The organism is Ezakiella massiliensis, assembly GCF_059862345.1.
Map to the genome: position 1 here is coordinate 1 of NZ_JCBCEO010000008.1, position 13,631 is coordinate 13,631.

Here is a 13,631-nt window from a genome sequence, read left to right on the forward strand (position 1 = left end):
CAAAGAGTATGGATCTGCAAGATGGGTTGCATAATATTAACTGAACAGGAGTGATATATAGACACGAGAAAAGGAGGATAATGCCATGATAGAATATCATAACAAAATCACAGCACTATACTCCCGCCTTTCAGTTGGTGACGAAGATAGAGACGGTGGCGAGAGTAATAGTATTGTAAATCAAAAAGCATTTTTAGAAAGGTATGCAAGAGATAAAAAGCTGATAAACATTCGCCACTATATCGACGATGATGAAAGCGGTAGGTTCTTTGACCGTTCAGCCTATACACAGATGATAAACGATGTAGAACAAGGCAAAATCGGTATTGTCATCATGAAAGATATGACAAGATGGGGAAGAGATTATCTTCAAGTCGGAAACGCTATGGAGATATTTAGAAGAAACAATGTACGCTTTATCGCCATCAACAACGGTATAGATAGCATTGACCAAAATACATTGGAATTTGCTCCCTTTATCAACATCATGTCAGAGTGGTATGCAAGAGACATCAGCAAGAAAGTAAAAACAGGAATTAAGACCAAAGGAGCAGACGGAAAGCCTGTCGCAACAGAAGCCCCATACGGCTATATAAAAGACCCTGAGAACAAAGATTATTGGATCGTTGATAAAGAAGCTGCTGAAGTCGTAAAACTCATTTTTAGACTATTTATGGAGGGAAAAAACAGAAATCAGATAGCTGTTTACCTGAAAGAAAAAGAAATACTAACCCCAACCTTTTATATGAAACAACAAGGCAGAGGAACAGCAAAAAACAAACCCCTAAACCAAGAAAACAGATATAACTGGAACAAAGCAACTCTAACACGCATATTGAAAAGACAAGAGTATTGTGGTGATGTAGTCAACTTCAAGACCGAAAAGCATTACAGAGATAAGAGAAACCATTATGTAGATAAAAGCAAATGGCAAATAACGGAAAATGTGCATGAGCCGATAATAGATAGAATTACCTTTGAAAATGTAGAGCGTATGTTAAAAAACGCACCTGTCAAAAGACCAAACGGAGATGGAGAAATTCACGCACTTTCAGGCTTGATGTACTGTAAAGATTGCGGAACAAAAATGCACATTCGCACCATACACAAAAACAAAAAAGTACAGCATGTAACCTATTGCAGTGAATATGCCAAAGGAAAAGCAAAGCACCCCAAATGCAATTCCCCACACCGCATTGATGTAGATGAGGTAATGGAAACGCTCAAAGAGGTTTTGCGAAAGATAGCACAGTATTCCTTAGAAAACAAAGCAGAGTTTGAGAAACTTGTAAAAGAGAGTCTGTATAAAGAACAGACCGAAGAAGTAAAGAAAAATCAAAAGCGTATGCCACAAATCACAGATCGAATGGAACAGATAGAAAGAGTGATGAATAAGCTCTATGAAGATAATGCACTTGGAAATATGGATACAGAACGCTATGAGCAGTTATCAAGAAAGTATGCAGAAGAATACTACACCTTAAAAGCAGAAAAAGAAGAAATCAAAGAACGCTTATCCGAATGTGAAAATGCAAGTCAAAGGGCAAAGAAATTTATCAGACTTGCAGAAAGCTATTCAAACTTTGAAGAACTTACCCCTACCATTATCAATGAGTTTATCAGTAAAATCGTAGTGCATGAAAGAGATGTAAAAAGAGCAAAATATGTAGTTCAACGAATAGAGGTTTATTTTAACTATATCGGAAAATTTGAAAATGAACTTACAAAACAGATAGAGCCGACAGAACAAGAAATGATACAGATGAGGGAAGAAATAGAAGAAGCAAGGAGAGAAAAATCACGAGCTTATCATAGGGCATATTCTAAAGCATACAGAGCCAAAAATCTTGAAAAGTGCCGAGAGTATGAAAAATTAAAAGCAAGAGAATACAGAGCAAAAAAGAAACTACAAGCAACAACCTAAAACCAAATATCAATTAATCGCAAAAGAGGTTTCCTAATCACAGGAAATCTTTTTTTTGTGCAAGTCGAAAGGAGGAACTAAATGGCAGAAAATGAGAAAACAGATATTAAAGAAATACAGACAGAACAACATCAAAAGCCCGATGGCATTCTTACAAAGAAGATAAATGGAAAGACCTTTGTAACAGAGATATATTTTGATAAAAAGAGTAAAGAGACATTTCAAGATAAGCTGTTCAAAGTAATACATTCAAAGGACAAATAGTAGTGAGTAGAGAAATATGACAGTAGAAAAATATCGAAAAAAATGCTATAATATTAGTCAATATAGATAAACAAATTAGAATTTGTAGAGGTAATTAAATGTTAATAAAGATAGCAATACTTAGGGGAATTATTCCTTTAATCATAATGACAATAATATCAATAATAATGAAATATCAAGGGATAGATCCTTTCCAGGTTAGAGGGACATTCATAGTTGGTATCATTATAGCTTCGGTAGCTGCAGCTTCTGTAATATATGAAATCGAAAATTGGTCATTGTTTAAGCAATCAGTCATACACTTCTTAATTATGCTGGTAACAGTGTTGCCTTTATTATATATAAGTGGTTGGTATAAATTGAATAGTGTTTTAGACTATGTAAAAGTATTTGGAATATTTTTATTTGTAGGTATAGTTTTATGGACTATTTCATATTTTATTTTTGGGAAAACTTTAACTAAATAAATCCCAGTTTGTAGAACTAACAATTTAATAAAAATTACCACAGGAACAGTAAATCAAAAAAGGTTTACTGTTTTTCTTTGCTCAAAATTAGAAAGAGAGGAAACGAGAAAATGAAAAACATAGAAGAAAAAATCTTAATGGCAGATGAAGAAATCAGGCAGTTACAAAACAAAAGGAAAAAGCTCATCAGTCAGCAGAAACAGGAAGAAAGAAAAAAGAGAGATAAAAGGATATATGAAAAAGGAGCAGTCTTTGAAAGCATATTTACAGAAAGTAAGAATTTAACCAAAGATGAATTTTATCAGCTAATCACATCTCTAATTCGTAAAGAAGAAGCTAATATCAAAATTAAAAAAATCATTGAAAGCAGAGAAGAAACGGAAAATCAAAACACCGAAACCCAAGAGGAAGAAACGGACATAGAGGAATAGTCCCTTGTTTACAAGGGCGCACATATACACCTTAACAGGTGCGTGCGTTCTCCGAAGGCTCTTAGCAGAGGGCATATCAGCTAACGCTGATACAGGGGGAGCTACACTCCCCTACGGAAATAAATTTCCTACCCCTTGTGTACTTCCCAAAAGAAATCGGATAAAAAGCTATCCGATTTTTTTAGGAAGTTCTATCTATCTCCACCATAACCATATCAGAAAATGGAAAGGAGGTTTTTTACTATGGCGATATATCATCTTTGCATAAAGATTATTTCAAGAGGTAAAGGCAAAAGTGCAGTAGCAGCTTCCGCCTATCGAAGTGGCGAGAAGATAAAAAACGAATATGACGGTATAGTCCATGACTTTACAAGAAAAGGTGGAATAGCCCATACAGAAATTCTTTTACCACAAAATGCACCACAGGAATTTTCAGATAGAGGGACATTATGGAATAGTGTTGAAAAAATAGAAAAGAGTAAAAACTCACAACTTGCAAGAGAAATTGAAGTAGCCTTACCCAAAGAATTAGACCGAGAGAAACAAATAAATCTTGTACGAGAATATGTAAAAGAAAATTTTGTAAAAGTAGGTATGTGTGCCGATATTGCAATACATGATAAAAATGATGGAAACCCACATTGTCATATATTACTTACCATGCGACCACTAAACGAGGATACAACATGGGGAGCAAAATCAAAAAAGGAATATATCCTTGATGAAAACGGAGAAAAAGTAAAACTCAAAAATGGAAATTACAAAACACGAAAAATCAATACAACAGATTGGAATGAGCAAGACAAAGCAGAAGAGTGGCGAAAAGCATGGGCAGATATCACAAACAAATATCTTGAAGAAAACAGCATACAGGAGAAAGTGGATCATCGCTCTTATCTAAGGCAAGGAATAGAACAAATACCGACCATTCATTTAGGAGTATCAGCAACACAAATGGAAAAGAAAGGCATATCCACAGACAGAGGATACATCAACAGAGAAATCATACATCAAAACAAGATATTAAAAGAAATCTCAAGAAGAATAAAGGCATTGCTAAATTGGATAAGGGGAATTGGAAAAGAAGAAAATACAGAAAATGAAAATACAAAGTTCACCCTCCCACTCAAAGAAAATTTGCAGTCAATCTTTGAAAATCTTATCCGTGAAAATGCAGATAAGAATAATGCTGATTTAGAAAAATATATTGAGAGTTATCAGCTACTCAAAGATAAAAATATCACTTCATTATCCCAGCTAAAAGAAAGTATAGTTACCTTACGAGATAAGAATTACAAGACCACAAGAGCCTTAAAAGATACCGAAAAGAAAGTTGATGATAAAACAAAACTCATAGACCAGTCAGAAAAATATTTGAAGCATAAGGACACCTACAAAGCCTATACCAAGACAAAGAAAAGCAAACAGGGGAATTTTTATAACGAGCATACGGCAGAAATTATTTTATTTGAAAGTGCTAAGAAATATTTGAAAGACCATTTAGGAGAAAGTAAAACCTTAGCCATCAGTAAATGGAAATCAGAACTTGCCACTTTGAAGAAAGAGAAAAAGAACCTATACAGTCAAATATTGGAGATACGAGAAGAAGTTGAACAGGCTGAAAAAGTTAAAACCTGTATAGAGCAAATAGAGGGACACGAAAAGCGACTATCACAGGTAAAGAGGAATGAGTTAGACCTATAAAACTAAGTGAAAAAATGGTATAATATTAAAAAAGATAGAAAGGGGGCTTTGACACTGAGTAAAAATAAAACAGCTACATTTTTTGCAATATTAGCAGCAGCATTATATGCAATCAATGTACCAATATCGAAAATATTATTAGCAAATGTGTCTCCGACAATGCTTGCCGGTTTTTTGTATTTAGGAGCAGGTGTTGGTATTGGGATATTACTTGGAATAAAGAAAACTCAAAACAAATTGACTGACGAAAAATGGCTTAATATAAATGATTTACCTTATACAATTGCAATGGTTGTTCTTGATATAGCAGCACCGATATTTCTGATGTTTGGCATTGCCAATACAAATTCTGCTAATGTCTCGTTAATTAATAACTTTGAAATTGTTGCAACATCGGTCATTGCCCTTTTGATTTTTAAGGAAAAAATTTCTAAAAGATTATGGATTGCTATTGTCCTTGTACTTTTATCAAGCGTCATTCTTAGCTTTGAGGGGATGGAAGCATTAGCACTGAATAAAGGTTCAATGTTTGTTTTATGTGCTTGTATTTGTTGGGGGATTGAGAATAATTGTACAAGAAGTATAAGTGATAAAAGTTCTGAGGAAATTGTGTTAATAAAAGGAATTTTCTCGGGTATTGGCAGTATTGTTATTGCTTTTATCATTGGAGAACATCTACCTGAAATACTATATATACTTGCGGTTATGTTACTTGGTTTTGTGGCATATGGTTTAAGTATAAATTTTTATATTATGGCACAAAAGAACTTGGGTGCAGCAAAAACAAGTGCATTTTATTCTATAGCACCATTTTTAGGAGTGGGATTTAGTTTTATTATTTTGGGTGAAAGACCAACAGTAAAATTTTATATCGCCCTCGGCATTATGATAATCAGCACATTGATTATGATAAAAGATACGCTTGGTAACGAAAAAATATATAATGGATATGTCCATACCCACCAGCATAAGCACGGAAAAGTAGTACATTCGCATGAGCATAGACATTTTATATTTAACCCTATGCATATACACAGTCATTCTCATGCAAACACATAAATGATTGGAAAATGGCTTAACTTATATAACCGTTAAGAAATAAGCATAATACAACAAAGAGAAACAGTGAATCAAAAAAAGTTTACTGTTTTTCTTTGCTTAAAAGTTAATACGGCTTACAGAAAGAGCGTCCATAAATATAAAAAGGTACTTGACAAAACGCTTCCTGGGGAGAAAGCAAGGATATTGCTCCATATATTGACCCAAAGTTTGAAAATAATGTTCTTATAACTAATACTGAAAGACTTACAATGAACTCAAGACCTAAAAACCCTAAATATGCTAGAAATAAAAACGTATTAGTAATAGGTGGTTCTGGATCAGGTAAGACAAGATTTTATGTAAAGCCAAATCTAATGCAAATGCACTCTTCCTATGTAGTAACAGACCCTAAAGGCACACTTGTGTTAGAGTGTGGAAAAATGCTTTATGAAAATGGATATGACATAAAGATTTTAAACACAATAAACTTTAAAAAATCTATGAAATACAATCCCTTTGCGTATTTGAGAAGTGAAAAAGATATTTTAAAGCTTGTCCAAACAATTATAGCCAACACCAAGGGAGATGGAGAAAAGGCAGGAGAAGATTTTTGGGTAAAGGCTGAAAAGTTATATTACACTGCTCTTATTGGGTATATTTATTATGAAGCACCTGAAGAAGAAAAGAATTTTAAAACACTCTTAGATATGATTGACGCAAGTGAAGTTAGAGAAGATGATGAAACCTATATGAATCCAATTGATAGGCTCTTTGAAGCTCTTGAAAAGAAAGACCCAAGTCATTTTGCAGTTAAGCAATATAAGAAATATAAGCTGGCAGCAGGAGTAATAGAATTAAGGAGAACACTTAATCACTATTTTAGTGAAATATGTGCTTCTTAATTCTTTTTTATTGAAAAATTAAGAGAAAGGGGGTAAAAATGAGGAATTTTGAAAAGATAACAGCACTCTATGAGAGATTAAGTCGTGATGATGAACTGCAAGGAGAAAGCAACTCTATCATCAATCAGAAAAAAATATTGGAAGAATACGCAAGCAAAAATAACCTGTCAAACATCATTCACTTTACAGATGATGGAATCAGTGGAACGCAGTTTGACAGACCGGGATTTATGGCAATGATGAACGGAGTTAATCAAGGAAATATTGGGTGTATCATTGTAAAAGATATGAGCAGACTTGGCAGAGATTATCTCAAAGTCGGTCAATGTATGGAGATACTAAGACAAAAGGGAGTGAGACTAATCGCTATCAATGACAATGTAGATAGCTTTTACAGAGAAGATGATTTTACCCCCTTTAGAAATATCATGAATGAATGGTATGCAAGAGATACATCAAGAAAAATCCAATCTACCTTCAGGTCAAAAGGCGAAAGTGGGAAACATACGGCAAGCACACCGCCTTATGGCTATATCAAAGATGAAAAAGATAAAAATAAGTGGATAGTAGATGAAAAAGCAGCCGAAGTAGTAAGACGAATATTCAATATGACCATGCAAGGCAATGGTCCGTATCGAATAGCAAAGACATTGGAGAGTGAAAAAGTAGATATACCCGCCTATCATCAACAGAAATTAGGTTATGGACTATATCAAAGCAAAAACTTTGAACATCCCTATCGTTGGTGCAGCTCAACTATAGCAAGCATTTTAAAGAAACAGGAATACTTAGGACATACAGTCAATTTCAAAACAAGAAAGCACTTCAAGGACAAAAAAGCAAATATGTATCCGAGGATAACTGGCTTATTTTTGAAAATACACACGAGCCAATCATAGACCAAGAAACCTTTGATAATGTGCAAAGGATAAGAGGAAATGTAAAAAGGTATCCTGACGGTTGGGGCGAATATCACCCACTCACAGGACTGATGTATTGTGCAGATTGTGGGAGCAAGATGTATGTTCATAGAACAAGCAACTATAAGAATATTCCCTATTACACTTGCAGTGCCTATACCAAAACCCCTTGCGGCACACTTTGTCCATCAGCACACAGAATAAAAGCAGAAGCAGTCCTAAACCTTATTAGGGAAACACTGAAAGACATTAAAAAATACCTTGATGAAGATAATGAAGCCTTTATCCGTTCCATTCAAAATGAAATGGAAGAAAAGGAAAAAATAGAGATAGAAAAGAAAAAGATAAGATTAACGGAAAGCCAAAATAGACTTCAGGAACTTGAACGACTGATGTGCAGAATTTACGAAGATATGATCCTGAATAAAATACCGAATAATCGCTATGAAATCCTTAATAATCAATATGAAACGGAGCAGGTAGCTTTAAGTAAAGAAATTAAGGACTTGGAGCAGCAGGTTTCAAGATATGAAAAAGAAACAGACAGAGCAAGAAAATTTATATCTCTTATCAGTCGTTATGAAAACTTTGATGAACTTACAACTACAATGATAAATGAGTTTGTAGAAAAAATTATCGTACACGAAAGAGATAGAAAAGGAAGTCAGACATCAAAGCAAAAGATAGAAATTTACTTTAATTTCATAGGCAATTATGAACTGCCACAGGCGGAGTTAAGTGAAGAAGAAAAACAAAAACTTGAGGAAGAAGAAAGAAAAATCAAGGAAAGAAAAGACAAGCTACATCAAAATTACCTGAAACGAAAAGCCAGCGGAAAACAGAAAGAGTATGAAGATAAATATAAGGCAAGAAGAGAACAGAAGAAACAGGAGAAATTAAAGGTTTTGAAAAGAGTTGGGATACCGATGAAAGATTATATGAAATAGTATTCATATTAAGACGGTAGTTATTATCATGAAGTTAGTTGACATTAACTATCGTTTATGATAAAATAAAATTCGACAGTAGTGTCGGTTTTTATTGCGATATGAAATGAGGTCTTTATTTTGAAAGAAGAAAAACAAAAAGTTGGACAAATTAGAAAAAAAGAGATTCGAGAAGCTGCAAAGGAATGCTTTCTAAATAAAGGGTTTCAACTTACAACAATGGAAGATGTTATCACAGAGGTAGGAATGAGTAGAGGGGGTGTTTATCATCATTATGCAAGTACAAAAGAAATGCTTAAAGACTTAATGTTTGATGGTAATGATTATAGAAACAACTTTATAAATGAGTATTTAAAAAACAATCGAGGAAAAGATAAATATCAGCAAATGGGTGATATTTTGGTTGATAAGTCGCTGGCTGATACAGAATTGATGAGATTGTATACACTCCTTTTACAAGCGAAAAAATATAATCAGGATTTGGAAAAATTGTATCAAGAATTGAAACTTAATACGACTAATGAGCTAAGTTTAATCGCCAAGCAGCTTGGAATTAAAACAGACATATTTAAGGATGATTTTTTAGTGAATTATATCAATGCGATGATATTAAGTTCTGAAGTTCTCTGTGCAAGAAATTCTTTTTCACAACATAAAAAATATATAAAAGAAACAATGGTAAATTACATTGTTGATATTGACAAGAGATAGGGAGGTTTAAAATGAGTAAACGATTAGAAGTAAAGGATTTAATCAACATAGGATTATTTTCTGTATTAGGTTTTGTATTTATGATGATTGGATCATTTTTAGGAATGGTTCCAGTTTTAATGCCGGTTGTTCCATTGGCACAAGGTGTTTTGGTAGGACCGGTAAATATGTTGTATTCTACTAAGATTAAGAAAAGAGGAATGGTATTTATTCAATCATTACTTATTGCATTAGTATATGTTGCTATGGGACATGGACCTTGGGCATTATTAACCGCTGTTATTGCAGGTATTATTGCTGAAGTTATTTTGAAATCAGGAGAATATACGGATGTTAGAAAGGCAAGATTAGCATTTTCTATTGCTCCACTTTGCACATTAGGAAATTGGTTGCCAATTTTTATATCAAGAAATGAATATATCAAGCAGATGTTAGAGCAAGGATATAACCAAGAATTTATTGATAAGATGCTTAGTGTAATGCCGAATTGGATTATTGTCGTAATGGCAATAGGTGGAATTATAGGAGCATATATTGGTTGTAGTATAGGTATGGCTTTCCTAAAAAAACATTTTAAAAAGGCTGGTATGGAAAAATAAGGATTCATAAGGAGTTAAGGATGACAATCAAACTTGATTTTCGTACAAAACTTTTTATGACAATAGTTCTTTCATATGTGATGGTTTTAGGCAATATTCAAGTAAAGTATTTCTTGCAAGCCCTTATAATATCTGTAATTCCGATAGTGCTTTTAATAAATACAAAACATACAAGAGTAGCTATTATTGGGATGGCTACTCTTGTGTTCGTTTATGGTGCTGATAGATTTTTAATTAAATTAGAATACAGTCCCTTGGTAGCGATTTTACTGATATTAGTAATGGTTGTTAAGAAAATACTACCCGCATTTTTAATGGGAAAATATACCATACTCACATCAAATGTAGGGGAAAGTATTTATTCATTGAAAAAAATGAAATGTCCCGATGAAATAGCAATACCATTGACTGTGATGGTTCGTTTCTTTTATGCCGCAAGGATTGATTATAGCCAGATAAAAAAAGCTATGCGTTTGAGAGGACTAACGCTTAAAAAGTTAATAAAAAATCCAATTCTATTATTTGAATATAGATTAGTGCCACTATTGATGTGTTTGTCTAAGACGGCAGATGATTTAACAGTATCCGCAATGACAAAAGGGTTAGCTGTTAATCAAAAGCGAACAAGTATTAGTGAATCACGCATTGGTGGCATTGATTGCATATTTTTTGTGATAATGGTATGGGCAATCTATTTATATATAAGGGGTAAGTATGCTTAGTTTACAAAATTTAGTATTAAAGTTTGATGGAGAAAGCATATTAGAAAATGTAAATCTAAATTTCAAACCCGGAGAGGTAACTGTTATAACGGGACACTCAGGTACGGGGAAAAGTAGTTTGTTAAAAGTAATAAACGGCATTATTCCCGAATATGATTGTGGAGATGTAAAAGGAGATGTTTTATACAAGGACAAATCTTTATTAGGGATGAGTATATTAGAACGATCCAAGTTTATATCTACAGTGTTTCAAAATCCTAAAACACAGTTTTATTGTATCAATTCCACAGATGAATTGGCTTTTCAATTAGAAAATAGATGTATAGAAAGAAATTTAATTTTAGATAAAATACACTATTATTCAGATGTTTTAGGTAGTAAAGATTTGTTAGACAAGAATATTTTTGAACTGTCCGGTGGAGAGAAGCAGTTAATTGCTATAACTGCTAGTGGAATTTCAGAAAATGAAATTATTCTTTTAGATGAACCATCTTCATCTTTGGATTATGAATCAATTAAGAACTTAAAAAGAGCTATTATTGAGCTAAAAAAAAGAAATAAAATCATAATCATTGTCGAGCATAGATTATTTTATTTGAAAGACATTGTTGACAAGCTATGTGTAATAGAAAACAAAACTTTTAAAGAATACACGAAAGAATATTTTAGTGATGATTTTTTTGAAAGAGTTTCAGAAAAACATAATTTGAGAAACTTTAATGAAATTTTTAAGAGTGATTTCTTAAATAGACAATATGAAAAAGTAGATATGTTACAAAAAAATACTCCATCAAACTTTGTTAATGAATCAATAACATGTCTACATTTCAAAAAAACATACGATAAGAATACAATTTTTGATTTTAGTGTTTCTTTTAATACCGGGATAAATTTCATTATTGGACAAAACGGTGTTGGGAAAAGTACTTTTATCAATTTACTTATGGGAACTATAAAAGGCAAGGGAGAAGTTTTTTATAAGGGAGAAAAGCTCAAAAAACGGTACGAGAATATCTTTGCAGTCATACAAGATGTTAATTATCAACTTTTCACAGAATCTGTATGGCAGGAAATTGGAACAGTTACAAAACAGGATAATTTGAAAAATGAAGCCTTAAGAAAGGTACATTTATTTAATAAAAAAGAAATGCACCCAAGTTCGTTATCGGGTGGAGAAAAACAGAGATTGTTGCTTGCTATGTCTATGGTAAGTCAAAAACCAATCATAGTGTTTGATGAGCCAACGAGCGGACTTTGCAAAATGCAAATGGATATTTTGATTGGATTTTTAAATCAAATGGTAGAGCAAGGGAAAACTATTATTATAATCACGCATGATTTTGAATTTATAAAACAATGCGATGGTGCAATATATGAATTTACAAAATAAATATAAGTAAAGGAGAGCAATACGATGAAAGAAGATATGAAAACACAACTTTTAACAAAAAGTCCTAAAGACTTGTTGTTTCAATTAGCTATTCCGGGAATTATAGGAATGGTTGTTATAGGACTTTATCCATTTATGGATGGAATATTTGCTGGGTGGATTATAGGGGATTATGCTATGTCTGCTATTAGTATATCAATGTCTTTAACAATAATAAATGGCGGTATATCAGCACTTATTGGTGTTGGTAGTGCGTCGATTTTGTCAAGGGCTATTGGAAAGGGAGACAAAGAAACAACGGATAAAATATTTGGTAATTTTTGTTATTGGGTAATTTTATTTTCTATAGTAATTACCATATTAGGATTGATATTTGCACCTAATTTTCTGGATTTGGTAGGAGCAAAAGGGAATATTAAAGAACTTGGAGTTAGATATTTAAGAGTAGTTTTCTTTGGTTCAATATTTGTGAATTTTGCTCAAGCAGGTAATATGACAATGCGTGGTGAAGGTGCATTGAAGCAATCTATGATGATTATGGGAGTAGGTGCTTTATTAAATATTATTTTAGATCCTATTTTTATGAAGTTGATGGGAGAGTATGCAATTGAAGGTGCAGCCATTGCAACTGTAATATCTCAAATTGTACAGGCGATATTAACATTTCACTATTTTTCAAAGAAAAGTGCTTTTGTTGGTATCCATAAAATTCAAAAGAGCAAGGCAATTTACAGTGAAATGTTTAGTATAGGAAGTTCGGCTATGATGATGCAAATTTTATTTGCAGTACAACAAACATTTTTGTTCAAACAGGCTTTCGCTTATGGTGGAGATAATTGGGGAATTCTAATGTCTGCCACAATGAGACTTTATATGTTCTCATTTATTCCATTGTGGGGAATGAGTCAAGGTTTACAGCCTGTTATAGGAGCTAATTTTGGAGCAAAACAATATCAAAGAGTAAAAGATACTATGAAGATTTTCATGTATGGGGCAACAATACTTGCTGCTATTTCTTGGATACCATCCATGTTTTTCTCTGAAAAATTATTGTCTTTGTTTAATGTGAGAAGTGAAATAATTGAAGTTGGAGTTATGAACTTCAAGTTGTTCTATTCTACCTTTATCCTGTATGGAATTATGATTATGACTCTTACATTTTTCCAATCTATTGGAGATGGGAAAAAAGCGAGCATGATTGTAATGCTTAGACAACTGATTTTATTTATTCCGGCGATATTGTTATTGCCAAAGGTATTTGGAAGATTAGCAGTTTGGTGGGCTGAACCTATTGTGGATTTTAGTATGATTTTGCTTGGGCTGGTTTTAATGCTTAATGGACTTAGGAAAATGGGAAAACAAGAAATTACAAAAAGTTAGGTAGCTCAAAAGACAAAAGAAAAAATAAGAAAGGTTTGATGTATGAACATTATTTAACTATAAGGGATGGGTGATTAAGATGAAAAAATCTTTATATACAAAAGAAATAAATAATAAAAATTTCTATTTGCCTTATAGTTGTCTATTCTCTCAAACAATTAAATACATCTAAAGAAAAGGTAAACTCTTTTCAATTCGGAGGACATTTTACGCCAAAGTGTAGAAGTCC

11 protein-coding genes and 2 pseudogenes are annotated in these 13,631 nt (G+C 32.8%); all 13 read left to right on the top strand.

Translation table 11 applies throughout. The annotated features are described in order from the left end of the window. The first annotated feature begins 85 nt into the window (after positions 1-85). The 13 genes and pseudogenes from AC6FXG_RS08415 to AC6FXG_RS08475 all read left to right on the top strand — a co-directional run bounded on the left by AC6FXG_RS08415 (position 86) and on the right by AC6FXG_RS08475 (position 13,402). A complete protein-coding gene (locus tag AC6FXG_RS08415; protein ID WP_500572337.1) occupies positions 86-1,924 on the top strand; it encodes a DUF4368 domain-containing protein in 1,839 nt (612 codons plus the stop codon). A gap of 81 nt (positions 1,925-2,005) precedes the next feature. Continuing rightward, positions 2,006-2,188 carry a TnpW family protein gene (locus AC6FXG_RS08420; RefSeq protein ID WP_018659264.1) on the top strand — a complete coding sequence of 61 codons (183 nt, stop codon included), beginning with the start codon at positions 2,006-2,008 and terminating at the stop codon, positions 2,186-2,188. A 98-nt stretch (positions 2,189-2,286) separates the two neighbouring features. Beyond that, complete coding sequence (locus AC6FXG_RS08425; RefSeq protein WP_018659265.1) at positions 2,287-2,655, top strand: DUF3021 family protein; 369 nt, start codon at positions 2,287-2,289, stop codon at positions 2,653-2,655. Between the two features lie 110 nt (positions 2,656-2,765). After that, on the top strand, positions 2,766-3,086 hold the full coding sequence (locus AC6FXG_RS08430) for a DUF3847 domain-containing protein (RefSeq protein WP_019117185.1): 321 nt from the start codon (positions 2,766-2,768) through the stop codon (positions 3,084-3,086). A 243-nt stretch (positions 3,087-3,329) separates the two neighbouring features. Then, complete coding sequence (gene mobQ, locus AC6FXG_RS08435) at positions 3,330-4,790, top strand: MobQ family relaxase (protein WP_009428357.1); 1,461 nt, start codon at positions 3,330-3,332, stop codon at positions 4,788-4,790. A 48-nt stretch (positions 4,791-4,838) separates the two neighbouring features. Further along, entirely contained in the window at positions 4,839-5,849 is a 1,011-nt protein-coding gene (locus AC6FXG_RS08440) for a DMT family transporter (RefSeq protein WP_009429029.1), read from the top strand. 158 nt (positions 5,850-6,007) lie between these two features. Continuing rightward, positions 6,008-6,733, top strand: a pseudogene (locus tag AC6FXG_RS08445) (type IV secretory system conjugative DNA transfer family protein); the annotation flags it as partial. Between the two features lie 38 nt (positions 6,734-6,771). After that, positions 6,772-8,600: pseudogene (locus AC6FXG_RS08450) on the top strand (DUF4368 domain-containing protein). Positions 8,601-8,720: 120 nt separating this feature from the next. Then, a complete protein-coding gene (locus tag AC6FXG_RS08455; protein ID WP_500572338.1) occupies positions 8,721-9,311 on the top strand; it encodes a TetR/AcrR family transcriptional regulator in 591 nt (196 codons plus the stop codon). An 11-nt stretch (positions 9,312-9,322) separates the two neighbouring features. Beyond that, positions 9,323-9,910, top strand: coding sequence for an MptD family putative ECF transporter S component (locus AC6FXG_RS08460; RefSeq protein WP_030127098.1), 588 nt, complete (start codon positions 9,323-9,325; stop codon positions 9,908-9,910). A 20-nt stretch (positions 9,911-9,930) separates the two neighbouring features. Further along, entirely contained in the window at positions 9,931-10,632 is a 702-nt protein-coding gene (locus AC6FXG_RS08465; RefSeq protein ID WP_030127097.1) for an energy-coupling factor transporter transmembrane component T, read from the top strand. Continuing rightward, entirely contained in the window at positions 10,625-12,022 is a 1,398-nt protein-coding gene (locus tag AC6FXG_RS08470; protein WP_035111960.1) for an ATP-binding cassette domain-containing protein, read from the top strand. Before AC6FXG_RS08465 ends, AC6FXG_RS08470 begins: the two co-directional genes overlap by 8 nt. A 24-nt stretch (positions 12,023-12,046) precedes the next feature. Then, complete coding sequence (locus AC6FXG_RS08475; protein ID WP_002844948.1) at positions 12,047-13,402, top strand: MATE family efflux transporter; 1,356 nt, start codon at positions 12,047-12,049, stop codon at positions 13,400-13,402. Positions 13,403-13,631 lie beyond the last annotated feature (229 nt).

Bases quoted from the DNA above. Each gene is read 5' to 3' on its own strand.
- AC6FXG_RS08415 (WP_500572337.1), top strand. From the start codon at position 86: ATGATAGAATATCATAACAAAATCACAGCACTATACTCCCGCCTTTCA.
- AC6FXG_RS08420 (WP_018659264.1), top strand. From the start codon at position 2,006: ATGGCAGAAAATGAGAAAACAGATATTAAAGAAATACAGACAGAACAA.
- AC6FXG_RS08425 (WP_018659265.1), top strand. From the start codon at position 2,287: ATGTTAATAAAGATAGCAATACTTAGGGGAATTATTCCTTTAATCATA.
- AC6FXG_RS08430 (WP_019117185.1), top strand. From the start codon at position 2,766: ATGAAAAACATAGAAGAAAAAATCTTAATGGCAGATGAAGAAATCAGG.
- mobQ (WP_009428357.1), top strand. From the start codon at position 3,330: ATGGCGATATATCATCTTTGCATAAAGATTATTTCAAGAGGTAAAGGC.
- AC6FXG_RS08460 (WP_030127098.1), top strand. From the start codon at position 9,323: ATGAGTAAACGATTAGAAGTAAAGGATTTAATCAACATAGGATTATTT.
- AC6FXG_RS08465 (WP_030127097.1), top strand. From the start codon at position 9,931: ATGACAATCAAACTTGATTTTCGTACAAAACTTTTTATGACAATAGTT.
- AC6FXG_RS08470 (WP_035111960.1), top strand. From the start codon at position 10,625: ATGCTTAGTTTACAAAATTTAGTATTAAAGTTTGATGGAGAAAGCATA.
- AC6FXG_RS08475 (WP_002844948.1), top strand. From the start codon at position 12,047: ATGAAAGAAGATATGAAAACACAACTTTTAACAAAAAGTCCTAAAGAC.